The organism is Mycobacterium gallinarum, from assembly GCF_010726765.1.
Lineage (GTDB): Bacteria > Actinomycetota > Actinomycetes > Mycobacteriales > Mycobacteriaceae > Mycobacterium > Mycobacterium gallinarum.
The window spans coordinates 4,976,202-5,000,866 of the sequence record NZ_AP022601.1 but is presented as its reverse complement, the minus strand read 5'-3'; the positions used below and the strand labels follow the sequence as shown (position 1 = coordinate 5,000,866).

The following is a 24,665-nucleotide window of genomic DNA, read 5'->3' as shown; positions in this document are numbered from 1 at the left end:
CTAGACCCGTCCCTTCCGTCTGCCCGCAGCAGCTTCCTGGCGGGCCTTGGCGCGCTGCTGGGCTCGTGCGCCAAGGCCGGATCGAGCCGTCGCGGGGATTTCGGCCGCCGTCACGTAGCCCATGCGCTTGCATAGTGCGTCGGTGAGACGCGAGATGGTCGGGTACTCGTAGATGACCGCGGCCGGCAGCGTGATGCCGAGACTCGAGCCGAGGCTGCGCTGAAGTGTGACGCTCATCAGGGAATCCATACCGAGTTGGAAGAATCCCGCTGCCGGGTCGAGAGTCGCGGTGGGTGGGAGCCCCAGCACGTCGGATGCCAACGTACCTATGTGGTCGGCCAGCAGCTCGCGACGCCGCTCCGGTGCACACTCGCGGAGCGCCTTGCCGAACTCGCTTTCCGGGATCGGCTGGTCCGTTTCGGTTTCGCCGGCCGACTCGCCCGCCAACACCTCATCGACGATGCGCAGCGCTCCGCGGGTGCGGTATGCTGTGGCGAGCAGCGGCCAGTCCACGTCTGCGACGGTGAAGTGCAGCGGCGCATCGGACGCCATCGTCAATGACAGCGCCCGAATGGCGATCTCGTCGGGCATTGGCACGAGCCCCGAGTTCGACATGACCTGATTCGCATCGGTTTGCCCCTCGGCCAACGACTTCCATAATCCCCAGTTCACCACCGTGGCCGGCAGACCCATGTTGCGCCGGGCGTAGGCGAAGGTGTCGAGGAAGTTGCTGGTCGCCGTGTAGTGGGCGAGCCATCGCGAACCGAGCAGACCGGAGATCGACGAGAACATCAGGAAATGGCGAACGGCGGTTCGCAACGCAAGAGTGTGCAGCACGCCGAGCGCGTCCAGCTTCGGACCGAACATCGCGTTGACGTCGTCGGTCGTCATGTCGGACAACGCGACCGGTCCACCGCCGAAGGCCGCGAGGTAAATGCCCTCGAGAGAAGGGAGTTCGGTGCCGAAGCGGCCGAACAGTGCGGCCATCGCTACTTCGTCCGCTGCGTCGGCGGCCACCGTGATCAGCGTCGTTCCCGTCGCCGAGAGCCGGCGGGCCAGTTCGTCGAGCCGCCCGCCTGGGTTTCGCGATACCGCGACGATGGTTCCGGCTCCCATGTCGGCGAGCTGTTGAATCAGGTGCGGCCCGATGCGGCCGGTGGCGCCGATCACCAACTGGCTGGTGTCCTGGCCGAGCAGACCGGTCGTTGCCGCACGAGGAGTATGCCGTCGCAGCCGCGGCACGTGCCGGGTTCCTCCCCGGTAGACGACCTGGTCCTCCCGCTCGCCGGCTTGCGCCTCGGTCAGCACGTACCGCGCGGTCAAGACGGCAGGCACCGCGTCGTCGACATCGACCATGCCGCCCCAGATCTCGGGATGTTCCAACGCGAGCGTGCGGCCGAGACCCCATAGGACAGCGTGTGTCGAATTGGCGCGATCGCCGTCGGCGACCGGCTGGGCATTGCGGGTGACGAAGTACAGCCGCGGCGGTGAGTCCATCGAAAGCAGTTCTTCGACAAGACTTCTCGCCTCGTTGAACAATGCGTATGCCGACGGCACATCGATGGCGGCACCCATGAAGGCCTTAGCGGCCGGCGCGAGTAGCACGTTGTCCACTTCGCCCAGCGCGGTGCGCAATGCGGCCCGGTCGGTGCCCCAGTCCGTGGCAAGGTCTGGAACACAACCGAGTTCAGCACCCAGGTCGGCGTCCCCGAGGACCAGCCATTGACCCACGCTCGCAGTGTCGGCCGCGGGACGAGGGTGGATGGGCCAGGTCGGCTCGTACAGCCAGTCGGCCGGGACTGGACTGGCGTCACCGCCCGCTGGCCGGCGCGCGCGCTGCCCGCCAAAGTCGTTGGTGGACAACGCGGGTGCGATGTCGATCCAATGTCGGCTGTGGCGCCACGGGGCAATCGGGGTAGCGGGGTGCGGCCCCGGCGGGTGTTCGCCGTGCGGTGGCCGGACGGTGTGAGTCGCGTTGAGATTCGTGTGAAATTCAACGGTGTCGTGCGCATGGCGCTGCAGCGTGCCGATGCTGTGGTGATGTGCATTGCCGGTGGACGGGTCAGCGAGGGTGTCGGAAATGGCCTTGGTGAGCAGTGGATGTGGGCTGATCTCGATGAACGTGCAATTGGTTGCGCCGGCGGTGGCGACGGCGTGGCCGAACCGGACGGGGTTGCGCAGGTTGGCAGCCCAGTGGTCGGCATCGAACAGTGGTGAGACACCGGCGTTTTCGACCGTGCTGATGACCGGGATGAGCGGAGACCTCGGCGTCAGGCCGGCCAACGCCTCCTTCAACGCCGGCAGGATGGGATCCATCATCGCGTGGTGGGACGCCACGTCCACGTTCACCCTGCGGGCGAACGCATTCTGCCCAATTGCCCTGGCGACGACGGCGTCGACCGCCTCGGTTGGCCCGGCGACCACAGTCTGGCGCGGTGAGGCATACACCGCCACCGTCACCCCCGGAAAATCGGCGATCAACGCCTCCGCGGCCTGCGCATCGAGCTCCAGCAGGGCTATCGCGCCCTTGTCGGCGCGTTCGGCCATGAGCCGCGACCGGGTCGCGATCACCTGCAGACCCTGCGCTGGGGTGAGGGCGCCCGCCACCACGGCAGCCGTCACCTCACCCATCGAATGCCCGATCACGGCGTCCGGCTCGACCCCGTGCGAACGCCACAACGCCGTCAACGCCAGCTGGACGCCCACCAGCACCGGCTGAATTCGCTCGATCCCGGTGAGTTCCTGTCCGGTGGCCAGCACGTCGCGCAGCGAGAATCCCACCTGCGCAACGAAGTCCGGCTCCAGCTCCGCGACGGCGGCTGCGAACGCCGGTTCGTCGGCGAGCAGTCGGCGGCCCATCCCCGCCCATTGCGAACCCTGACCCGAATACACGAACACGGTTCCGGATCCGCACGGTCCCTCGTGGGGACCGACCACACCGATCGCGGGCTCACCGGCGGCGACCGCCCGGAGCCCGGCGATGGCTTCGGCGCGCTCGGCCGCGCAGACCGTCGCGAACGTCGGGTGCTGGCTGCGGTGATGGTTGAGCGTGTGCGCGACATCGGCCAGCGGCACCAGCGCCCCTTCGTCGGTCATCCAGTCGGCCAACGTCGTCGCCATCGCAGCCATGCGCTCGTGGTTCTTGCCGGTGACGACGAGGGTCGTCACCGAAGGGGCCACCGCGGGCTCCTGCCCCCGCGCCTTGGGGCCCTGCTCCAGGACCACGTGCGCGTTGGTGCCGCCGAAGCCGAATGACGACACGCCTGCCCGGCGCGGACGTCCGGTCACCGGCCACTCGGTCGCTTCGTCAACCACCTTCAGGCGGAGCTCGTCGAACGGGATATGCGAATTAGGGGTTTCGAAGTGCAGGTTGGCCGGAAGAGCGCCTCGTTGCAGCGCCAAGGCTGCCTTGATCAGACCGAGGATTCCCGCGGCTGCTTCCAAGTGGCCGAGGTTGGTCTTCACGGCGCCGACCAGCAGCGGCGCGGCGGGCTGCCGTCCGCGGCCGTATACCGCCCCGAGGGCCCTGGCTTCGATGGGATCGCCGAGCAGCGTTCCGGTTCCGTGCGCCTCGACGTAGTCGACCTCGGAGGGCGTAACGCCCGCATCAGCGCAGGCGGCCCGCAACACTGCGGCCTGAGCGGCCGGGTTCGGTGCCATCAATCCGTTGGATCGACCGTCTTGATTGACCGCTGAGCCGCGGACGACCGCGAGTACCCGGTCTCCGTCACGCTCTGCGTCGGAGAGCCGCTTGAGTATCGCGACCCCACAACCCTCACCGCGGACGAATCCGTCGGCGGCAGCGTCGAAGGCATGGCAGGCACCGGTTGGCGACATCGCTCCTGCGGCATCGAAGCTGCGCGTCACGGCAGGCGAGAGCAACAGGTTCACCCCTGCGGCGATCGCCAGCTCGGATTGGCCGGCCCGCAGGCTCTGGCAGGCCAGGTGCACCGCGACCAGCGACGAGGAGCAGGCGGTGTCAACGGTGAGCGACGGTCCCCGCAGGTCCAGGAAGTAGGAGAGCCGATTGGCGATGATGCTCAACGCACCGCCGGTACCCGTCCAGGCGTCGATCTGGCCGAGGTCTCGTGCGGCCAGGTAGCCGTATTCGCTGACACATGCGCCTGCGAACACCCCGGTCTGCGAGCGCTGGAGCGATTCGGCCGGGATGCCGGCATGCTCGAGCGCCTCCACCGCGACCTCGAGCAGTAACCGTTGCTGCGGATCGATGCGGTCGGCTTCACGCGGCGCGATACCGAAGAACTCGGCGTCGAAGCCGGCGATATCGCTCAGAAACGAGCCCCACCGGGTGGTGTTCGCCAGTGCCGCGTGCGCTTCCGGTGAGCCGTCATCGAACGCCTGCCACCGCCCGTCGGGCACCGTTGAAACCGCTGAGCGGCCCGCGGCCAGGAAGTCCCACAGCGCGTCGGGTCCTTGGATCTCGCCCGGCAGCCGGCAGCCCAGCCCGATGACGGCGATCGGCTCGTTCAGCGAGCCGCCCGCGGTGCCGGGCGACGAGCCACCCGCTGGCTCCAGATCGGGGTGGACCAGCGCGTGGGCCAACGCGTTGATGGTCGGGTTCTGCCAGAAGTCCACCGGAGAGACCGGCCGACGCAACAACTCCGACAGCTCACCGGACAGCACCACCGCTTCGCGCGATCCGACGCCCAGTTCGTTGAGGGGTGCTTCGAGGTCGATCTGGTCGGGACTGCAGCCGATATTGGTGACGAGGTAGTCGACCAGCCAGTTACGCAGTTCGGGTTCGTAATCACCCCACGACGTCATACGGAGATGTCCAGTCGGTCGAACTCGCCCTGTCGGTAGAGGTCCGCACACGACGACCGGCGGATCTTGCCGCTGGTGGTGATCGGGATCGAACCCGGCGACACGAGCACGAGATCGCCGACACGAAGATTGTGTGACCGCCAGATCGCCGTCGATACTTCGCGTTTCACTGTGTCGAGCCGCTGAGGATGCTCATCGACGGACCCGTGTTGCTTCAGCTCGATGATCGCGACGAGGTTCTCGGTGTCGTCGTCCTCGACCGCGATCGCGGCGACGCGGCCGCCGGTGATCTCCGTGATCGTCGACTCGATGTCGTCGGGATAGTGGTTGCGGCCGTCGACGATCAGCAGGTCTTTGAGACGGCCCATGATGTACAGCTCGCCATCGGAGATGACCCCAAGATCCCCGGTGCGTAACCAAGGTGCTTCCGGGGTTCCGGCTGACGCATCCGTGATCCGTGCGTCGAAGATGCGCGCACTCTGTTCTGCTTTGCGCCAGTAGCCCTGGGCGACGTTGTCTCCGTGCACCCAGATCTCGCCGATCGCGCCCGCCGGCTGCTCGATGCCGGTCTCCGGCCGCACGATGCGGATCATGCAGGCCCGCGGCGCGCCGTAACTCACGAGCTCGGTGGTGCCATAGCGGCCTCCGACGCACGGACGGGCAAGGCCGGCCGACAGTTGCGCGAGGTCGAAGCGGGCCGTCCTGACGGGCTTGCCGGGTGCGGGAGTGGCCACGTAGAGGGTCGCCTCGGCCAAGCCGTAGGAAGGGCGGATCACGTTGTCCTGCAAGCCGAACGGGGCGAACCGCTCGGTGAAGCGCTTTACCGTGCCGCTGGCGACGCGCTCGGCGCCGCTGAGGATGGCCTGCACTCCACCAAGGTCGAGACCCGCCATGTCTGCATCGGAGGTCCGCCGGACGGCCAGGTCGAACGCGAAGTTGGGCGCCGCGGACACCGCGTGCGGGTGGCTGGCCAGCAGCTGAATCCAGCTTGCGGGTTTACGCAGGAACGCCAGGGGACTCATCAACACTGCGCGGCGTCCCGTGACTACCGGTGCACAGACGCCCATGATGAGGCCCATGTCGTGGTAGAAGGGCAGCCAGGACACGATCACGGTGCCTTCGGGAGTCTCCCCGTTGTAGTCGAAATAATCCTGCACCGCCTGGTCGAGGTTGGCCGTGACATTGCGGTGGGTAACGACCACGCCCGCCGGAGTCCGGGTGGAGCCGGACGTGTACTGCAGGTACGCCGGACCAAGGCCGGATTGGTCGGTGGTGTCGAGGTCGCGCGTGCAATCCAGGTCCAGCAGATCGACCTCGATGAGCGCAGGTCCCTGTTGGCCGCGTCGGCCACTCGCGTACTTGTTGACGTCGGTGACCACCGATGAGGTCGTCAGCAACGCGACCGGGGCGCTGTCCTGAATTGTCGTGGCGACCCTGAGGTCGTGAACGCCGAACTGGGGCACTGACAGCGGAACCGCGATGAAGCCTGCCTGGAGCGAACCGAGGAAGGCGACGATGTAATCGAGGCCCTGCGGCGCCAGGATCGCCGCGCGATCGCCTGTCGTGCCGAACCGGCGCAGTTCCTCGGCCACGACCAGCGACCGACGGTAAACCTGCGACCAGGTCAAGCTTTCGGCGAAGCCACTTCCGTCCAGGGTGCCGTCCATGAAGGTGTACGCCGTGGCGTCGCCGTGCTCGGCGGCGCGCGCGCACACCAACGCAGGAATAGACAATTCGGTGTGGGGCATGCTGGCAACCTCTTCGCGTCTCCGCCGATGTTCAGCTGGGTTGACCCGAGCCCCAAGTCCGGATGCAAACCGACACTCTGGCAAACCCCAGCTAGGAAGGGAGAGCCTGGCGCCGACACTTCCCCGGCCCGCGCAGCTGCGGACCCTTCACTGAATTTAACAGTCGCGTCAATGCGTTGCCAATTCGCGCCGGCGCCGGCGCGGGTGTACACAATATGAGTTCAGTTCAAAAGCTTTGCTCGCAAATATCGCAAAGCTGCCCTGGAAGGTATGACTGTCGGTGATCGTCGTCATCGACGTTTGCTGCTTCATTCTCCCCCATGTTTGCTCAGCAAATTCTCAGGGGTCGGCCACAGCGCAACCGAAGTCCTCCAGGGCCGGAGCTGCACTGCGACGAACAAAACCGCTACGCCCCCGGCAGTGCTCCCGAGCATCGGGCAAACACGCGTTCTTCCACCCACTGCGCGAGCGGCAGCAAATTGGTGTTGATGTAGAAATGGTCGCCGGGAAAGACGGTGAGGCCGAAGTCCGACGTCGTACGCTGCGCCCAGGGCGTCATCAGTTCGGCAGTACCCAACTCGTCGTCGTCGGCCATCAGCCCGTAGATGGGGCACGACACCTTGGCCTCGGGCGGGCAGTCGTAGGACGCGATGGCCTTGAGACCGCGCAGGGTCGGCAGGATGGTGGCGGCGAACTGCTCGTCGTTGAGAAACTCCGGGTTGGCGCCGGTCACGTCGCTCACCATGCTCAGCAGCTCGACGTCGGAGCCCTGGAGACCGCCGCGCTGCCGCAACAGCCCCGGAGCGGCGGACGCCGATGCGAAGAATGCCGCGATGGGATTACCGGCCTGCTCGAAGCGAAGCGCAACCTCGAAGGCCAGCAGCGCCCCCATGCTGTGCCCGAAGAACGCGACCTGACCACCCGGAATTTCGGCGGGCTTGAGCAGCGTGCAAAGCTTGTCGGCCAGGTCGGGGAGGCTCGTGTACTGCGACAAGTCCTTGCCTGCGCGCTTCCCCGGGTACTGGACCGCCACGCATTTGGTGCCGCCTGTGAATGCTCGGGCGAACGGCACATAGAAGTTCGCCGACCCACCGGTGTGGGGGAAGATGTAGAGCCGCGGCTCGACCTTCTGGTCGTGCTCTGAAGTCACCGGTCCCACGGTAGATGACGGGGCATCACACCCCTTCCGACTCAAACTTGACACGTGTAAAGTTTGGCCGCATGGACAACATCCACGGGAAGACCATCGCGATCACCGGTGCCGCTCGCGGCATCGGATACGCCACCGCCAAGGCGCTGCTGCAGCGTGGCGCCCGCGTGGTTATCGGTGACCGTGACGTCGCCCTTCAGGAGTCGGCAGTTGTGCAGCTCACCAAGCTCGGCCAGGTCTCGGGCTATCCGCTCGACGTCACCGACCGCGAATCCTTCGCGACATTCCTGGACAAGGCGCGCACCGAGGGCCGCGGCCACATCGACGTCCTGATCAACAACGCCGGCGTGATGCCGATCGGCCCGTTCCTCGAACAGACCGAGCAGGCCATCCGCTCCTCGATCGAGGTCAACTTGTACGGCGTCATCGCCGGCTGCCAGCTGGTGTTACCCGACATGATCGCCCGCCGCAGCGGCCACATCATCAACATCGCCTCGCTGTCCGGGTTGATCCCCGTCCCGGGCCAGGTCGTCTATGTCGGCGCGAAGTTCGGCGTCGTCGGGCTGTCCGCGGCGCTGGCCGACGAGGTCGCGCCCCACGGCGTCGACGTCTCCGTGGTCATGCCGCCGTTCACCAACACTGAGCTCATCTCCGGCACCAAGAGCAGCGGCGCGATCAAGCCCGTCGAACCCGAGGACATCGCCAAGGCTGTGATCAAGACTCTGGACAAGCCGAAAACTCATGTGTCCGTGCCGCCGCCGTTGCGGTTCACCGCGCAGGCCGCACAGATGCTGGGCCCCCGCGGCCGTCGCTGGCTGAACCGCAAGCTCGGACTGGACCGTGTGTTCCTGGACTTCGACACCACCGCACGCGAAACCTACGAGCAGCGCGCGCGGGCGGCTCAGGGCGTCGTCGAGGGTCCCGACAAGCCCTAGGCGAACTGCGGGACCGGGTTCCCCATGCGGTAACCCTCGATCACGTCCAGATTCTCGAACAACTCCTCGAGCCCGAACTGGTAGTCGTCGGCGGTGCCGACGAACACGACGTGGACGACGTCGGCGTCGTCGGACGTCATCGCGATCGTGGTCACGGGCACCACGTCGCCGTCGTCAGGGACCTCCGCCGTCGACGGGATGAAGTACCATAGCGCCGATTCATCATCGGAGAGCTCTTCGTCAAAAACCCAGCCGCGCTCCGTGATTCGCTCATCCAGTCGCTCCAGCACCGCAGCAAGTTCGATGTCGTCGGAGAGCCCTTCGAGCACGGTCTCGGGAATCCATCGCGAATTCTGGGCAGCCTGCCGCTTCTTGCGGCGAGCCTGTTTCGCTTGGGACTTGCGAGACACGTTGAACCTACGACAGCGCCTGGTCGAGATCGCCGATGAGGTCCTCGGTTCCCTCCAGCCCCACCGAGATTCGCACCACCCCGTCGCCGAGACCGATCGCGGCGCGACCCTCCGGACCCATCGAGCGGTGCGTGGTGGTGGCCGGGTGGGTGATCAGCGACTTGGAGTCGCCGAGGTTGTTCGAGATGTCGATGATCCGCAGCTTGTCGAGCACCTCGAATGCGCGTTCTTTCCCCGCGGTTGAATTGCCGGCACCGCCGGCGGCCTTGAGCTCGAACGTCACAACCGTTCCGCCACCGGTCATCTGGCGCTTCGCCAGGTCGTACTGCGGATGCGACTCCAGGAACGGGTACCGCACCCAACTGACCGCCGGATGGTTCTCCAGGAACTCGGCGACGCGGTGCGCCGACGCGTTCTGGTGCTCGACGCGCACCGACAACGTCTCCAGACCCTTCAGCAGGGTCCACGCGTTGAACGGGCTCAGCGCGGGGCCGGTGTGCCGCATGAGCTTCTGCACGGGCTCGTCGATGTACTGCTTGTCGCCGAGAATTGCGCCGCCGAGCACCCGGCCCTGCCCGTCGATGTGCTTGGTGCCCGAATACACCACGACATCGGCGCCCAACGGCATGCCCTGCTGCAGAATCGGCGTGGCGAAAACGTTGTCCAGCACAACTTTCGCGTCGACCGCATGGGCCATCTCACATACCGCGGCGATGTCCACCAGCTGCTGCATTGGGTTCGACGGCGTCTCGAAGAACACGGCTCGGGTGGGCTTGGAGGAGTCGGTCAGCGCCTCCTCCCACTGCGATAGATCGTCGCCGTCGACGAACACCGTCTCCACACCCCAGCGCGGCAGGATCTCGCTGCAGACCACGAAGCACGAACCGAAGAGGCTGCGCGCGGCGACCAATCGGTCACCCGCAGCCAGCAGTGCACCCAGCGACGTGAACACCGCCGCCATGCCCGTCGCCGTCGCGAAACACGCTGGCGCACCCTCGATCAGCCGCAGCCGCTCCTCGAACATCGAGATCGTCGGGTTTCCGTAGCGCGAGTAGACGTAGCGGTCGATGTCACCCGTGAACGCCTTCTCCGCCTCTGCCGCAGAGGAATACACGTACCCCGACGTGAGGTACATCGCCTCGGCGGTCTCCTGAAAGCCGGACCGCAGCAGGCCGCCGCGCACTCCGATGGTCGCCTGGCTGACGCCCTCGGGCAGTTCGGCCGGCCGACGGACGGAATGACCCTCTGGGCTCATGACTGCCTCCACGGCAGGCCGGCGGCCTTCCATCCGGTGACGCCACGATGTCGGTGCTCATCGAGGTCGCCTTCGAATCCGTCGAGCATGTTGTATGAGGGGGCGATGCCCGCCGCGGTGGCGGCCTCGGCGGCGCCGATCGAGCGGTTGCCGGAACGGCACAGGAACACCACCGGCCGGTCCCCTGGCGTCACGCCCGCGGCCTTGAGATCGTCGACGAAATCGTCATTGTGCTTACCGTCGGAACTGTTCCATTCGACGTAGACAACCTCGCGATCGAGGCTCGACAGATCGGCCACCCCGACGAACCGCCACTCGGCGTCGGTCCGACAGTCGACCAATACCGCCTCGGGGTCATCGGCCAGCAGCTTCCATGCCTCCTCAGGCGTGATGTCTCCGGCATAGCTCACGATCGTGAGTGTCCCACAGCTAGCCAGGGGCCTGTGTACAGACCTTCCATGCCCCGTCCTCGAGCACGAACGTCGTTTCGACATCGATGGTGACGTCCGACGCCTTGTCGAACTGGTAGGCCACCTTGGCCGTGGCGCGATCGCCGTTGACCACCACGTCGGTCACGTCGGCGATGCGTCGCGTCCCCTGTTTTTCCTTCGAATCGCGTTGATCGGCAAGCACTTCAGCCTCGGTGCCCTGCTCCGAACGGCACGTGTTGCTGCGGAAGTCGCCGTAACTCTCCTTCTGCAGCGCATCGTTCTGCGCCACCACCGCGCGCACGATCTGCTGCTCCGGCGACACCTCGTCACCCTGGAAGAAATTCACCAGCGCAATTGCGATCACGACAATCGAAATGATTGCCAGCGCACCCAGGAACGGTGCCGCAGAAGGCCGGTCCGCGCTGGGCTCCGGTTCGGAATCGGGCTTGTTCATGGCTGCCAGAGCCTGCGCAGCGCCGCGGAAACCCGGCGGGCCCGGTCCCTGGCGATGATCGGGTCCTGCGCAGTCGCGAGCGCCACCCCGAGGCGGCGCCGCCCCTCGGTCTCATCGGGCCTGCCGAACAGTCGGACATCGCTTTCCGCCACGGCCAGCGCCTCGGTCAGCACCGCGTTCAGCGCAGCGCCACCACTCTCGGTCGCGTCCGCCCCGGCGTAACTGACCTCCGCGGCCGCCGGCGAGATCATGATGGTGTCCACCGACAAACCAAGGATCGCGCGCGCGTGCAGCTCGAACTGCGAAAGTCGTTGTGAGCGAAGCGTTACCAGCCCGCTGTCATACGGTCGCGGCCGTACGTTGTCGAAGTAGACCTCGTCACCGCGCACCAGTACCTCGACGCCGAACACACCGCGGCCACCCAGCGAGTTGACGATCCGGGCCCCGATCGACTTCGCGGCATCCAGCGCGGCGGGTGACAGCTGCTGAGGCTGCCAGGACTCGAGCATGTCGCCGCCAAGCTGCCGGTGCCCGATCGGTTCACAGAAGTGCACCACGGGCCCGGTCGATCCGATGGTGCGGATGGTGAGCAGTGTCACCTCGAAATCGACCTCGACGACGGCCTCGGCCATCACCCGGTTGTGCGGTATCCGGCCCGCGGCGACGGCGCGATGCCAGGCCGGCTCGACGTCTTCGGGACGCACCAGCACCGACTCGCCCACCCCGGGAGCCGCCGCAATCGGCTTGACGACCAGCGGAAAGCCTGCGTGCCGAGCTACGGCGGTCAATTCCTCCGCAGAACCCGCGAACCAGAACGGTGCGGTTGGCAAGCCGAGTTCGTCGGCGGCGAGCCGCCGCAGCCCCTCGCGGTCGAGGGACAGCCGGGTGCTGCGCGGCGTCGGGAACACCTCGATGTCGCCGCGTTCGGCCACCGCGATCAGCGCGTCCGCGGCGACCAGGGTCGCCTCGGCCACCACGTACCTCGGCTGCTCCTTCTCGATCACCGCCGTCACCGCGTCGGCGTCGTTCAGCTTCACGACGGCCGATCGGTCGGCGACGCCGTGCGCCGGCGCATCGGCATAGCGATCCACCGCGATGACGGTGGCGCCGAGCCGCTGAAACGCCAGCGTCAGCTCCCGGCTCAGTTCGCCCGATCCGAGCAGCATGACCGTGGTCTGGGGGGCGGGTTCGGGACTGGCTTCGGGCGCCGTCTCGACCTCGTCGGAGTCGATCTGCGCCATTAACTCGTCACTGTCGGTCGTTTCACTCATCGCGGGTCCAGCCTGCCAGATGTCAGCGCAGCCGCGCGTCGATGTAGCACCAGCGCCAGTTCTCGCCCGGCTCGACCGATCGCATCACGGGATGGCCGGTCTGCCTGAAGTGTTCGTCGGCGTGCTGGTGCGGGCTGGAATCACAGCATCCGACGTGCCCGCAGGTGAGGCACATTCGCAGGTGGACCCAGGCGCCCTTGCCGTCCTCGATGCAGTCCTCGCAGTGCCCCGGAGTGCGCGGATCGGGCTCGGCGGCATCATCAGCGGCGTCGAGGTGTTCGCACGTATCGATGGCCTTCGTCAGGGGGACCTCGGAGGATTTCGCTGCACGCAAACGTGATCTCCTCAGCATGCTGATCAACGATACGGACGGCGACACAGGAGGCTGAGCGACGTGGGCGCATCACTGCTGGCGGTTCTCATGCTGTCGATCCTGTTGGCCGCTGTCGCCCGCCGCTTCGACGTCTCCGCACCGCTGGCCCTCGTCATCGCGGGACTGCTCGCCAGCAACCTGCCCGGGCTGCACGACGTCGTGCTCGAACCCGAGCTCGTTCTGTACGTGATCCTGCCGCCGCTGCTGTGGTCGGCGGGCACCGAGAGCAGCTACGTCGCGCTGAGAACGAACCTGCGTCCCATCGGTCTGTTGGCTGTCGGACTCCCCCTCGCGACGACTTTCGCGGTCGGTTTCGTCGCCTACCAGACGGTTCCCGAGCTCACCGTGGCCGCGGCGCTGACCCTCGGCGCGATCGTGGCGCCGCCCGATGCGGTGTCCGCGACCGCGGTGGGCAGACGACTGGGCCTGCCCCGACGGACCATGGTCCTGCTCGGCGGTGAGAGCCTGCTGAACGACGCGACGGCGTTGACGGCCTACAAGGTGGCGTTGGCGGCCGCGATCGGAACGGCGGCGACGTGGAGCTCTGCCATCGGCACGTTCGCGCTGGCCGCGGTCGGCGGCGGCGCCGTCGGAATCGGGTTCGGTGCGCTGATCTCCTACATCCGGTCACGCCTCGACGACCCGGTCGTGGAGAGCGCTATCGCGTTGATCGCCCCGTTCGGCATCTACCTCGTCGCGGAGCTGATCCACGGGTCCGGCGTGATCGCCGTGGTGGTGGCGGCGCTGATCCTCGGACAGCGCTCCGCGCACGCCGGCTACGCGACTCGGCTGCAGGACTTCGCGCTGTGGCAGTCCGTCGTGTTGATCCTCGAGTCATTCGCGTTCCTGTTGATCGGGCTGCAACTGCCCGAGGTCATCGATGAGCTGGTGGGAATCCGGGCCTCGGTGCTCATCTGGTCGTCGGTCGCGGTGTTCACCACGGTGATCGCAGTTCGGATCGCGTGGGTGTTCATGTTCGCCTACCTGCCGCCGTTGTTGTTCCGGCGCATCAGGGAGCGTGAACCCACACCGCCGCCGTCGCAGGTGTTCGTCGTGGCGTGGGCCGGCATGCGCGGGGTGGTGTCGCTGGCCGCCGCGGCAGGCGTGCCGCTGGTGACGCTGTCCGGCGATCCGTTCCCCGGCCGGCCGCACCTGGTGTTCCTCACGTTCGTCGTCGTGGTGGGCACACTGCTGCTGCACGGGCTGACGCTGCCGTGGGTCATTCGGCTGCTGAACGTGCGGGGCGACGACCCCCAGCAGGACCGGCTCGCCGCGGTTCAGGCGCAGGACCGCGCGGCACGCGCCGCGGCAGACCGGCTGGACGAGCTGCTGGCCGAGTCGCAGGACACCGCCGAAACTCCCGAGCGCGCCGCCGAGGTACTGCGGGCGTGGAACACTCGACGGCTCAACAGCGCATGGGAGCGGCTCGGACGCACGGACGAGGAGATCGGCGAGAGCCCGGCCGCCGCGTTTCGCCGGCTGCGGCTGGAAATGCTTGCCGCCGAACGTAAGACGTTCATCGAAGAGCGCGACGCAGGGCGCATCAACGACGAGGTGCTGCGCACCATGTTGCACGGACTCGATCTCGAGGAGGCGACCCTCAACCGGACGTAGCGTCGAGCTGGTTGCGGAACGCATCCATCGCAGCGATGAGCGCCGTGAAGGTGCGGTGCGCGGCGCGTAGATCGTCGTCGGAGACTCCGGTCAGCGCGATGCTGGTCTGCTCGGCCAACGGGGTGAAAAAGCCGCGCGCGACGTGCATTCCGTGGTCGGCGACGCGCAGGATGACCTTGCGACGGTCGGCGGGATCGGACTCGCGCAGCAGGTGCTTCGATGCGATCATGCGCTCGACCAGGTACGTGATCGCTGCGCCGGACATGCCCATCCGTTTGCGGAGTTCGCCCGCGGTCAGCGGGGTTCCGGCGGTCTCGGCGACCATGATGTGCAGCAACGCACGGAAGTCGTTGGCCCCGACTTCGTGTTGCCCGGCGAAGTGCCTGCCGATCTGGTCGGACTCCGCGTTCATCGCCCGCACATCGGCCGCGATCATCGCCTCGAGTGCCTCGCGGTCGTCGTTCACAGGGGAAGCATATGTCGAGAACTTTCATTTGATTAATATTTAAGTATCTGAAATATTGTAGGCATGTCGCGTCGCTTGTCCTGGCTCCTGGCAGTGCTGGTGGTGGCCGTCTCCGGTGCGTTGATGGCGCTTCTCGCCGGTGATGACTCCAGCGAACGTTCCCCGGTAGCGGTACCCGAGGACGCCGAATCCGCGCGCGCAGACGCGATCCGCGCACAGTTCCCCGGGGGTGACGAAGTCCCGGCAATCATCGTGATCACGCGCAACGACGGCGCCCGACTGGATGCCGCCGACCTCACCGCGATCCAGCAGAAATGGCAGGCCCAGGTATCCGAAGACGGTGCGGCCGCACTGACCGTCGTGCCGCTGAACGCCGACCTCACCGGATTCGCGCTCAGCGACGCGGTCACGGAGCTTCGGCAATCGGCTGCCGACGGGCTTCCCGCCGATCTGCGGACCGAGGTCACCGGTGGGCCCGCATTCGGAGCCGACATCGCGAACTCCTTCTCGGGGGCCAACATCACACTGCTCGCGGTCACCGCGGCGGTCGTGGCGCTGCTGCTGATCGTCACCTACCGATCTCCGGTGCTCTGGCTGGTACCGCTGCTGGTGATCGGCTTCGCCGACCGGGTGGCCGCCGTGGTGGGCACCGCGGTCGCCAGCGGGCTCGGGATGAATCCCGACGGTTCGACGTCGGGCATCACCAGTGTGCTGGTATTCGGTGCCGGCACCAACTACGCCCTGCTGCTCATCTCCCGCTATCGAGAGGAGTTGGGGCGCAACGATGATCACCACGAAGCCCTCGATGTCGCGGTGCGACGCGCCGGCCCGGCGATCATCGCGAGCAACGCGACCGTGGTGCTGGCGCTGCTGACGCTGCTGTTCGCGTCGTCGCCGAGCGTGCGCAGCCTGGGCGTACAGGCCGCGGCGGGTCTGGTGGTCGCCGCGGTCTTCGTGCTGCTCGTACTGCCGCCGCTGCTCGCCCTGTTCGGCAAGCGGTTGTTCTGGCCCTTCATCCCGCAAGTCGGGGCGGAACCCCTGACCGACAGCGGAATCTGGCACCGCATCGCCGAAGCGGTGGCCAACCGGCCCGCCCGGGTCGCGATCGTTTCCATCGCGGGCCTTGCGCTGCTGTGTACCGGCTTGTTGACCACACCCGTCGGACTCTCACAGACCGAACAGTTCCGGGTACAGGCCGAATCCGTCAGCGGCTACCAGACTTTGGCGAATCATTTCCCGAGCGGTCTCACCGATCCCGCGCGCGTCATCGCGCCGACCGACCGGGCCACCGACATCCAGCAGGCGATCGCGGACACCCCCGGCGTGCTGTCCGCCGTCCCGGCCGGACAGAGTCCCGCTGGCCTGTCGCAGTGGTCGGTGGTCATCGACGCCGAGCCAGCGTCGGATAGGGCTTTCGAAACCATTGATGCGCTGCGCGATTCGGTGCACGCGGTCGACGAGGACGCATTGGTCGGCGGGTCCGACGCGACGGCACGCGATGCGAGTGCGGCCGCCGGGAACGACCGGCTCGTGGTGATCCCCGCGATTCTCGTCGTCGTGCTCGCGGTGCTCTACGTGCTACTGCGTTCGGCACTGGCGCCGCTGATCCTCGTCGCCGTCACGGTGCTCAGTGCGCTGGCGGCGCTGGGGCTGGGCGGCTGGGCCAGTGTCCACCTTTTCGGATTCCCGGCGCTGGACAACACGGCGCCGCTGTTCGCGTTTCTGTTCCTGGTGGCACTCGGCGTGGACTACACGATCTTCCTGGTCACCCGTGCCCGCGAAGAGACCCCGACGCACGGCACCCGCGACGGGATCGTCCGCGCCGTGTCCGCCACCGGGGCCGTCATCACCAGTGCAGGCATCGTGCTCGCGGCGGTGTTCTGTGTACTCGGAGTGCTTCCGCTGATCGTCCTCACCCAGGTCGGAATCATCGTGGGCCTCGGCATCCTGCTGGACACCTTCGTCGTGCGGACCGTGATCATCCCTGCGCTGTTCACGCTCATCGGCCCGGCGATCTGGTGGCCCAGTCTCAGGACCGACGACTACCGTCCACCTGGTGGACGTACAGCGGGTCGACACCGCGCTCGGGAAGGTGCGCATCCGCACTAGGGGAACCGGCGAAGCCATCATGTTCTGGCCGAGCCTGTTGATGACCGGCGACATGTGGTCATCGCAGGCCGACCACTTCGGCTCGACGCGCCAGGTCATTCTCGTCGATCCGCCAGGCCACGGTGGTAGCCAGAAGCTCGCTGCACCATTTACTTTCGACGATTGTGCGCAAGTCATCGTCGACATACTCGACAGCCTCGGCGTGCAGCGGACACACTTCGTCGGTAACTCGTGGGGCGGGATGATCGGCGGCACGTTCGCGGCGAGCCATCCCGACCGCATCGGCCGCGCGGTGCTGATGAACTGCACCGCATCGCCCGCGGGCGCACGGCAGAAGCTCGAGTACGGATTCCTGTTGCGCTTGGCGAACCTGCTCGGTGGCGTCCGGCCACCCCTGACCCGCTCAGTCCTCAACGCGTTCCTCGGGCCCACCACCTTTCGGACGCGTCCCGACGTCGTGGAATTCGTGCGGAACACCGTGCAGGCCGTCGACATGCGGTCCGGCGCGTGGGCGGTGCGCAGTGTGGTGCCCAGCCGTCCGGACCAGCGTTCGCTGTTCGCGAAAATCTCGACGCCCGTGCTGGTGGTCGCCGGCATCGAGGACGCCACCTTCGGAGTGCCGGAGACGTCCGCAATGGCCGAGGCCATCCCGGGTGCGCAGCTCGTCGTGCTGGACGGGGTGGCACACCTTGCCGGGCTCGAGAATCCGCCTCTGGTCAACGAGTTGATCCAGGAGTTCGTTTTTCGCGGGTAGCGTCAAGAGATGACCGGCACCTCCGGAACCCAGGCCCCGCAGCTGCCGCTGCACATGCGGCGCAATGCGTTCGACCCGACTCCGGAACTACGCGAGATCCGCGAGACCACCGGGGTTCGCACCGCGACGAACTCGTTCGGTATGACGGTGTATCTCGTCACCAGATACGAAGACGTCAAGGCGGTGCTGTCCGACCACGAGCGGTTCTCCAACAGCCGCCCGCCGGGGTTCTTCATGCCAGGGGCACCGCCGATATCCAACGAGGAGCTGGCCGCGTCGCGGGCGGGCAATCTGCTCGCCATCGACCCACCGGAGCACCAGCGTCTCCGTCGCATGCTCACCCCCGAGTTCACCATCCGCCGGATGAAGCGGCTGGAACCGCGCATCGTCGAGATCGTCGATCAGCACCTCGATGCGATGGAAAACGCCGGTCCGTCAATCGATCTGGTGGAAAGCTTCGCGCTGCCGATCCCGTCGCTGGTGATCTGCGAGCTGCTCGGCGTCCCCTATGACGATCGCGACGACTTCCAGCGACGCAGCGTCCGCCAGCTGGATCTGTCCATTCCGATGGCCGACCGCATCGAGCTGCAACGGCAGGGCCGCGACTACATGCAGACGCTGGTCGACCGTGCGCGCAGGCATCCCGGCGACGACATCCTCGGGATGCTCGTCCGCGAGCACGGCGACGAGTGCACCGACGCCGAACTCATCGGCATCGCGGGTCTGCTCCTGCTCGCCGGGCACGAGACCACGTCGAACATGCTCGGCCTCGGCACCCTTGCCCTCCTGCGGTATCCCGAACAACTCGCCGCGGTCCGTGACGATCCCGACGCGGTCGGGCCCGCCGTCGAGGAGCTGCTGCGCTGGCTGTCGATCGTGCACAGTGCCATCCCACGGTTCACCACCACCGAGGTAGAGGTGGCCGGCGTACGGATCCCCAAGGGGGAAATGGTTTTCGTGTCGATGCCGTCCGGCAATCGGGACCCCGACTTCATCGACGACCCCGAGACATTCGACATCGGGCGAGGCGCGATCGGACACTTGGCCTTCGGGCACGGAGTGCACCACTGCCTCGGAGCCCCACTCGCGCGCATGGAGATGCGGATCGCGTTCCCGGCGTTGTTGCGCCGGTTCCCCACCCTGGCGCTCGCCGAGGATTTCGACGACGTGCAGTTCAGGTCGTTCCATTTCATCTACGGCCTGAAGTCGTTGGAGGTCACGTGGGAGGTGACGCCGTGAAAGTCGCCGCCGATCGCGATGTGTGTATCAGCGCGGGCAACTGCGTGATGTCGGCACCGGCGGTGTTCGATCAGGACGACGACGGCATCGTGGTTGTCCTGACAACCGAGGTGCCCGCCGGTGAAGAGGCGCACGCGCGCGACGCCGTGAAGCTCTGCCCCTCAGAGGCTTTGCGAATCGTCGACTAGCGGCCGTCGCGTTCGAGGTCGATGACGCCGGCCCTGCTCAACAACAGCAGGCTGACGACCAGCACCCAGGTGGGGAAGGCCAGCGTCAACCACATGGTGATCTCGCTGGCGAGAATGCATCCCACGGCCACCAGATACGTGACAATCACCAACCAGCGCGGCATCAGTCCCGTCTTCAGCCAGATCGTGGCCAGGGACATCATGAACACCGCGGCCATCCGTAACGCGTAGGTCTTGCTGAGCGTGAGCAGCAGCACGCGCCCGAAATCCGCGGTCTCGCCGGAGCTGTGGGTCAACGCCGCACCGACTGCCGACGTCACGAAGATCATCGCCAGAAACAGCAATCCGCTGCCGAGGAACACCGACGAGAAGAACTTGTCCTCGTAGCCCCCGAAACCATCGCGGACCACGCCGATGAACCACAGAAAGAGGATGCCGGCGAAGGGCATCAGCAACGACGCGATCCGGATGCTGTGGTCGCTCTGGGTCCACTGCATGCCAGGGGCGGCGCCCTCGGGCAGCGAGATGCGGATCAGCACGAGCGACGTCCCGAACAGGAGCGCGAACAACACGCCCGCCGCCGCGGCCGCACGAGGCGTCGACAGGTTACGAAAGTGGATGTTGACCGGTGCTTGTCCGGGCTTGCTTGTCACCGGGTCATCGTGGCACTTCTACGGCTGGCCGGGGAGCAATCTGATCATCAGCCCGTTCGCCTCCGCGAGGAGCTTCTCATCCCGGTCGCGCAGTTCGGCATTGACGAACGCCTTGCGTCCCTCGACCTCCCGCACCCATCCGCGCGCCACGAGCGGCGTGTCGATCGGTGTCACATTGCGATAGTCGACGTGAAGGAACGCGGTACGGCTGATCGGCCGGCCCGCCGCGTGGATCACCATGCCGAACACCGAGTCGAACAACAGCGGCAGGACCCCGCCGTGCACGGCGTAGTTGCCGCCTACGGAAAAGCGACTGAAGTGGACATCGAGTTCGACGCCGTCGGCCTCGAACCGGGTGACCCGGTAGGGGGGCATCAGCAGGCTGCCCGACCCGGGCAGGGACGGGACGCGGTTGGCCGGACCGACGCCTTCGGCCGCTTCGAAGGGGTCCAGCAGCTTGACCAGTGCCTCGGCACGGTCGGCTGCCTGTTCCCAGGTGGCGCTGTCCGGATCGGCGGACACCGCCAAGTCCTGCGCACGCCGCATCGCGGTGAGGAACCGCCCGAATCCCGGACCGGGTTCGGCCGCCTGGAAATTCGGGAAGCCGCCGTGTTTGTCGTAGTCGGGGTCTAGTAGATGCGGGTCGTCTGTCACGTAGCCGCCAGAATGTCGCGGCGCACGATCGTCTGCTCGCGCCCCGGGCCGACGCCGATGCACGAAACATGCGCGCCGGCAAGCTCTTCCAGACGCAGCACGTAATCGCGGGCCTTGGCGGGCAGGTCGTCGAAGTCGCGCGCGTCGGAGATGTCCTCCCACCAGCCGGGCAGTTCCTCGTAGATGGGTTCGGCGCGGTGCAGGTCGGACTGGGTCATCGGCATGTCATCGACACGCTTCCCGTCGACGGTGTAGCCGACGCAAACCGGCACGGTCTCCAGGCTCGAAAGCACATCGAGTTTGGTGAGGAAGTAGTCGGTGATGCCGTTGACCCGGGTCGCGTAGCGGGCGATGACGGCGTCGAACCATCCGCAGCGGCGCCGCCGCCCAGTCGTCACGCCGACCTCGCCGCCAGTCTTCGACAGGTACTCGCCGAACTCGTCGAACAGCTCGGTGGGGAACGGTCCCGAGCCGACGCGGGTGGTGTAGGCCTTGAGGATCCCCAGCACCGTCGTGATGCGTGTCGGACCGATACCTGACCCGACCGCCGCGCCCCCCGCAGTCGGATTCGATGACGTGACAAAGGGATACGTTCCGTGGTCGACGTCGAGCAGCGTGCCCTGCGAACCTTCGAGCAGCACCGTTTCGCCCTTTTCCAGCGCGGTGTTCAGCAGGTAGCGGGCATCGGCGATGCGGTGCTTGAAACCCTCGGCCTGGGCCAGCAGGTTGTCGACGACCTCCGCGGGCTCGAGCGCTTTGCGGTTGTAGATCTTGACCAGCACCTGGTTCTTGAAATCCAGTGCGCCCTCGATCTTTTCGGCCAACTGACCCTCGTCGAGCACATCGGCGACCCTGATTCCGATGCGGGCGATCTTGTCCTGGTAGCAGGGACCGATGCCGCGGCCGGTGGTGCCGATCTTCTTGCTGCCCGCGTACCGCTCGACGACCTTGTCGATCGCCACGTGATACGGCATCAGCAGATGCGCGTCGGCTGAGATCAGCAGTCGCTCGGTGTCCACGCCGCGGTCCTCGAGACCCTTGAGCTCGTTGAGGAGGACTCCCGGATCGACCACGACGCCATTGCCGATGACGTTGGTGACGCCGGGGGTGAGGATGCCCGACGGGATCAGATGAAGGGCGAAGTTCTCGCCCGTTGGCAGCACCACCGTGTGGCCGGCATTGTTGCCGCCCTGGTAGCGCACCACCCACTGCACTCGGCCACCGAGTAGATCGGTGGCCTTTCCTTTGCCCTCGTCGCCCCACTGTGCGCCGATGAGCACGATTGCCGGCATCGCGTACTCTCCCGCTTGATCTGCCCAAAGTCTGGGTCCAGCCGGTGACCCACCCTATCCCAGCCGACGCCGAGGAGCCCCTTTGACAGCCGCTGACATTGCGGTGTTGCTGGTCGGCGGCAGAAGGATGCCCCGGTCGCTGCGTGGGCTGGCCACGATCAGCGAGGATGCCGTCACCGAATCTCGGCGGGTGATCGTGGTGGGTTCGCAGGCCGACGTGGCAGCAGTCCTGAGCCGGTTGCTGAAGGCCGACCGCCTCGATGTGGAGGTCGCGCACGTGCGATGGCCGTGGCAGGCCAGGCGCGCCCGTGCCGGCGCCGCCACCCGAATCCCGCTGATCAGGGACGAAACCGGGAAGGTGATCGTCGGGGCCGCGCATTGGCTGCCGCCGGACGACAGCGCCGCCACGCTCCGCGGCGAGGCCACCGTCGACGACGTCGTGCTGTTCCACGGCGATGTGACCGCGGTGCGCATCGAACCGACCACGACCATGCCCGGGCTACGGGCCGCCGCGCTGTCGTCGCGCATGCGCCCGAAGCGCTGGGTCGCGGGCCGCGCCGCACAACTCGGTACCGAAGGCGCGCTCGTCGTCCGCGACGGGGTGGCCGGACAGCGACCGGTCCGCCGGTCGACGTTCTATCGACACACCGAGGGCTGGCTGTCGGTTCGGTAGCGTCAAACCGTGAACGTCCGTCCGCTGCACCCGCGGGCCTCGGTGCGCCCGAGCCCGGTTTTCCTGGCGATCGTCGCGCTGACGGCCGTTGGCGGCTGGTTGGCCTGGATATCGACCGCCGAGTTTCGCGCGCCGCTGGCCTACGCGGGCGTGTTCATCTTCGTCATCGCCGGTTGGGTCGTGTCGCTGAGCCTGCACGAATTCGGGCACGCGTTCACCGCGTGGCGGTTCGGCGACCATGACATCGCGGTGCGCGGCTATCTGACGCTCAACCCTTTCAAGTACGCCAATCCCCTGCTGTCGCTCGGATTGCCGGTGCTGATCACGCTGTTGGGCGGAATCGGCCTGCCCGGCGGCGCGGTGTGGGTGCGGACGTCGTTCATGACGGTTCGGCAGAAGTCGATCGTCAGCCTCGCCGGACCCATGATGAACGTGCTGCTCGCGGCGATCCTGTTGGTGGCCGCCCGGCTGTTCTACGACCGGGAGCACGTGGTGTTCTGGTCAGGCGTGGCATTCTTGGGCTTCCTGCAGATCACCGGCGCGGTGCTGAACCTCCTGCCGATTCCCGGACTGGACGGCTACGGAGCCCTGGAACCGCACCTGAGCCCCGAAACGCAGCGCGCGCTCGAGCCCGCCAAGCCGTGGGCATTTTTCGTCTTCCTCCTGCTGTTGATCGCGACACCGCTCAACCAGTACTTCTTCTCGGTCGTCGGCTGGTTCTTCGACCTGTCCGGCGTGAACAGCCAATTGATCGGCACCGGGTTCGGCCTGACGCGATTCTGGTCCGCCTGGTTCTGAGCGAGCCTCTTGCGACATATGCACGTTTACGCATAGGTTGTCGGTATGGGCGCTGGGCACGACCACGGAACGCGCGATGCGCGGGTGAGCCGGATGCTGATCGCCGCGGCGATCCTGACGGCGTTCTTCGTGATAGAGCTGGTGACCGCGCTGTGGATCAACTCGATCGCGCTGCTGGCCGACGCCGGCCACATGCTCACCGACCTCGTTGCGATGTTCATGGGCCTGACCGCGGTCCTGCTCGCCAAACACGGCAGCGCGTCACCGGCGCGCACCTACGGCTGGCACCGGGCCGAGGTGTTCACCGCGGTCGCCAACGCGGTGCTGCTCCTCGGGGTGGCGGCGTTCATCCTCTACGAGGCCGTCGAACGCCTCGGTGACGCGCCCGATATCCCGGGCGTGCCGATGATCGTCGTAGCAACGGCCGGCTTGGTCGCCAACGCGATCGTCGTACTGCTGTTGCGGTCGCACTCCGAGAGCAGCCTCGCCGTCAAGGGCGCCTACATGGAGGTCGTCGCCGACACCGTCGGCAGCATCGGTGTGCTGATCGCGGGAATCGTGACGGTGACCACCCGCTGGCCCTACGCCGACGTCGTGGTCGCGGTGTTCGTCGCGCTGTGGGTGTTGCCGCGCGCCATCGCGCTGGCCCGCGCGGCGCTGCGGATCCTGTCCGAGACGTCGCCCGCGCACATCGACGTCGATGAACTGCGCCAGGCGCTGTGCGACGTGGACGGTGTCACCGAGGTACACGACCTGCACGTGTGGACTCTGGTCCCCGGCAAGGACATGGTGACCGCGCACCTGACCAGCACGCGGGATGCCGCCCTGGTGCTCGACGACGCGCGCGCGGTGCTCACGGCACGCGGACTCGACCACGCCACGGTTCAGGTGGAACCGCCCGAGGGCGCCGCTGACTGCAAGTGCGAGGCGGAGACGTAGGTGCTCAGGGGCGATGAGCGCTTGCGCGAAGAGAAATCAAGCAAGCCCGAGCGCCGGCCTGGCCTCGGGGTCGCAGTCGTCGAGCAGATCCACGCAACGCTGATACTCGTCGGTTTCGCCGATCTGGCCCGCAGCCTGCGCCAACGCGGCCACGCAACGCAGGAATCCGCGGTTGGGAGCGTGACCGTAGGGAACCGGTCCAAAGCCCTTCCACCCGTTGCGGCGCAACTGGTCGAGTCCGCGGTGATAGCCGGTCCGCGCGTAGGCGTAGGCCGTCACGGCCTGTTCGGCGGCGAGCGCCTGTTCGGCGAGGGTGGCCCATGCGACCGATGCCGATGGATGCGCGGCGGCCACGGTGGCCGGGTTTTCGGCGGCGGCCAGTTCGGCCTCTGCCGCCGGGTCGCCGGGAAGCAGGACCGGATCCGGCCCGAGAAGGTCACCCATCCGTGTCATGTGGCCCATTGTGCCGTGCGG

At 66.9% G+C, this 24,665-nt stretch carries 23 protein-coding genes; 9 read left to right on the top strand and 14 right to left on the bottom strand.

Translation table 11 applies throughout. The features are described 5' to 3' along the window. The 3 genes from G6N42_RS24620 to G6N42_RS24610 all read right to left on the bottom strand — a co-directional run bounded on the left by G6N42_RS24620 (position 1) and on the right by G6N42_RS24610 (position 7,683). A complete protein-coding gene (locus G6N42_RS24620) occupies positions 1–4,785 on the bottom strand; it encodes a type I polyketide synthase (protein ID WP_163734170.1) in 4,785 nt (1,594 codons plus the stop codon). Further along, positions 4,782–6,533 (bottom strand): AMP-binding protein, encoded by a 1,752-nt coding sequence (locus G6N42_RS24615; RefSeq protein ID WP_163734169.1) that lies wholly within the window; start codon positions 6,531–6,533, stop codon positions 4,782–4,784. The genes G6N42_RS24620 and G6N42_RS24615 overlap by 4 nt, the downstream gene beginning before the upstream one ends. Positions 6,534–6,939: 406 nt before the next feature. Continuing rightward, complete coding sequence (locus G6N42_RS24610; RefSeq protein WP_232076303.1) at positions 6,940–7,683, bottom strand: thioesterase II family protein; 744 nt, start codon at positions 7,681–7,683, stop codon at positions 6,940–6,942. A 71-nt stretch (positions 7,684–7,754) separates the two neighbouring features. Here G6N42_RS24610 and G6N42_RS24605 point away from each other — a divergent pair, with 71 nt between their 5' ends. Continuing rightward, the gene (locus tag G6N42_RS24605) at positions 7,755–8,618 is read left to right on the top strand and encodes an SDR family oxidoreductase (protein WP_163734162.1); all 864 of its coding nucleotides are present in this window, start codon (positions 7,755–7,757) and stop codon (positions 8,616–8,618) included. On the opposite strand, the gene G6N42_RS24600 is transcribed toward G6N42_RS24605, so the two are convergent. Genes G6N42_RS24600 through G6N42_RS24575 form a run of 6 tightly spaced genes read right to left on the bottom strand, consistent with a single transcriptional unit; the run spans position 8,615 to position 12,791 of the window. After that, positions 8,615–9,028, bottom strand: a complete 414-nt coding sequence (locus G6N42_RS24600) for a hypothetical protein (protein WP_163734159.1) — start codon at positions 9,026–9,028, stop codon at positions 8,615–8,617. The two genes, G6N42_RS24605 and G6N42_RS24600, sit on opposite strands and share 4 nt — an antisense overlap. Positions 9,029–9,035: 7 nt before the next feature. Further along, a complete protein-coding gene (locus G6N42_RS24595) occupies positions 9,036–10,283 on the bottom strand; it encodes an O-succinylhomoserine sulfhydrylase (protein WP_163734157.1) in 1,248 nt (415 codons plus the stop codon). Continuing rightward, positions 10,280–10,693: a rhodanese-like domain-containing protein gene (locus tag G6N42_RS24590; RefSeq protein WP_163734154.1), complete on the bottom strand. Its 414-nt coding sequence runs from the start codon at positions 10,691–10,693 to the stop codon at positions 10,280–10,282. Before G6N42_RS24590 ends, G6N42_RS24595 begins: the two co-directional genes overlap by 4 nt. A 19-nt stretch (positions 10,694–10,712) precedes the next feature. Next, positions 10,713–11,168, bottom strand: coding sequence for an Rv0361 family membrane protein (locus G6N42_RS24585; protein WP_163734151.1), 456 nt, complete (start codon positions 11,166–11,168; stop codon positions 10,713–10,715). Beyond that, complete coding sequence (purT, locus tag G6N42_RS24580) at positions 11,165–12,439, bottom strand: formate-dependent phosphoribosylglycinamide formyltransferase (protein ID WP_163734148.1); 1,275 nt, start codon at positions 12,437–12,439, stop codon at positions 11,165–11,167. The genes G6N42_RS24585 and purT overlap by 4 nt, the downstream gene beginning before the upstream one ends. Positions 12,440–12,461: 22 nt before the next feature. Beyond that, complete coding sequence (locus tag G6N42_RS24575) at positions 12,462–12,791, bottom strand: UBP-type zinc finger domain-containing protein (RefSeq protein ID WP_163734145.1); 330 nt, start codon at positions 12,789–12,791, stop codon at positions 12,462–12,464. 42 nt (positions 12,792–12,833) lie between these two features. Here G6N42_RS24575 and G6N42_RS24570 point away from each other — a divergent pair, with 42 nt between their 5' ends. Further along, on the top strand, positions 12,834–14,426 hold the full coding sequence (locus G6N42_RS24570; RefSeq protein ID WP_163734142.1) for a Na+/H+ antiporter: 1,593 nt from the start codon (positions 12,834–12,836) through the stop codon (positions 14,424–14,426). Here the strand turns inward: G6N42_RS24570 and G6N42_RS24565 are convergent. Next, positions 14,413–14,862 carry a MarR family winged helix-turn-helix transcriptional regulator gene (locus G6N42_RS24565; RefSeq protein WP_163738139.1) on the bottom strand — a complete coding sequence of 150 codons (450 nt, stop codon included), beginning with the start codon at positions 14,860–14,862 and terminating at the stop codon, positions 14,413–14,415. The genes G6N42_RS24570 and G6N42_RS24565 overlap by 14 nt on opposite strands. Before the next feature lie 93 nt (positions 14,863–14,955). Between G6N42_RS24565 and G6N42_RS24560 the strand changes: the two genes are divergently transcribed. The 4 genes from G6N42_RS24560 to G6N42_RS24545 are packed head-to-tail and all read left to right on the top strand — an operon-like array spanning position 14,956 to position 19,182. Next, the gene (locus tag G6N42_RS24560; RefSeq protein ID WP_163734140.1) at positions 14,956–17,001 is read left to right on the top strand and encodes an MMPL family transporter; all 2,046 of its coding nucleotides are present in this window, start codon (positions 14,956–14,958) and stop codon (positions 16,999–17,001) included. Between the two features lie 19 nt (positions 17,002–17,020). Continuing rightward, positions 17,021–17,755 (top strand): alpha/beta fold hydrolase, encoded by a 735-nt coding sequence (locus G6N42_RS24555; protein ID WP_434059628.1) that lies wholly within the window; start codon positions 17,021–17,023, stop codon positions 17,753–17,755. Between the two features lie 9 nt (positions 17,756–17,764). Beyond that, positions 17,765–18,994, top strand: a complete 1,230-nt coding sequence (locus tag G6N42_RS24550) for a cytochrome P450 (RefSeq protein ID WP_163734134.1) — start codon at positions 17,765–17,767, stop codon at positions 18,992–18,994. Continuing rightward, entirely contained in the window at positions 18,991–19,182 is a 192-nt protein-coding gene (locus G6N42_RS24545) for a ferredoxin (protein WP_163734131.1), read from the top strand. The genes G6N42_RS24550 and G6N42_RS24545 overlap by 4 nt, the downstream gene beginning before the upstream one ends. On the opposite strand, the gene G6N42_RS24540 is transcribed toward G6N42_RS24545, so the two are convergent. From G6N42_RS24540 to G6N42_RS24530, 3 genes are read right to left on the bottom strand one after another with little or no spacing between them, the layout of a single operon-like run. After that, positions 19,179–19,835, bottom strand: coding sequence for a hypothetical protein (locus G6N42_RS24540; RefSeq protein ID WP_410506745.1), 657 nt, complete (start codon positions 19,833–19,835; stop codon positions 19,179–19,181). The genes G6N42_RS24545 and G6N42_RS24540 overlap by 4 nt on opposite strands. A gap of 18 nt (positions 19,836–19,853) precedes the next feature. After that, on the bottom strand, positions 19,854–20,489 hold the full coding sequence (locus G6N42_RS24535) for a PaaI family thioesterase (RefSeq protein WP_163734128.1): 636 nt from the start codon (positions 20,487–20,489) through the stop codon (positions 19,854–19,856). Beyond that, the gene (locus G6N42_RS24530; protein WP_163734124.1) at positions 20,486–21,781 is read right to left on the bottom strand and encodes an adenylosuccinate synthase; all 1,296 of its coding nucleotides are present in this window, start codon (positions 21,779–21,781) and stop codon (positions 20,486–20,488) included. The genes G6N42_RS24535 and G6N42_RS24530 overlap by 4 nt, the downstream gene beginning before the upstream one ends. Positions 21,782–21,863: 82 nt before the next feature. Between G6N42_RS24530 and G6N42_RS24525 the strand changes: the two genes are divergently transcribed. The 3 genes from G6N42_RS24525 to G6N42_RS24515 are packed head-to-tail and all read left to right on the top strand — an operon-like array spanning position 21,864 to position 24,191. Beyond that, positions 21,864–22,454: a peptidase M50 gene (locus G6N42_RS24525; protein WP_163734121.1), complete on the top strand. Its 591-nt coding sequence runs from the start codon at positions 21,864–21,866 to the stop codon at positions 22,452–22,454. Positions 22,455–22,463: 9 nt separating this feature from the next. Beyond that, the gene (locus G6N42_RS24520) at positions 22,464–23,252 is read left to right on the top strand and encodes a site-2 protease family protein (RefSeq protein WP_163734119.1); all 789 of its coding nucleotides are present in this window, start codon (positions 22,464–22,466) and stop codon (positions 23,250–23,252) included. Positions 23,253–23,297: 45 nt separating this feature from the next. After that, complete coding sequence (locus tag G6N42_RS24515) at positions 23,298–24,191, top strand: cation diffusion facilitator family transporter (protein WP_163734115.1); 894 nt, start codon at positions 23,298–23,300, stop codon at positions 24,189–24,191. Between the two features lie 36 nt (positions 24,192–24,227). Here the strand turns inward: G6N42_RS24515 and G6N42_RS24510 are convergent, their stop codons facing one another. Further along, positions 24,228–24,644: a DUF3151 domain-containing protein gene (locus tag G6N42_RS24510; protein WP_163734112.1), complete on the bottom strand. Its 417-nt coding sequence runs from the start codon at positions 24,642–24,644 to the stop codon at positions 24,228–24,230. Positions 24,645–24,665 lie beyond the last annotated feature (21 nt).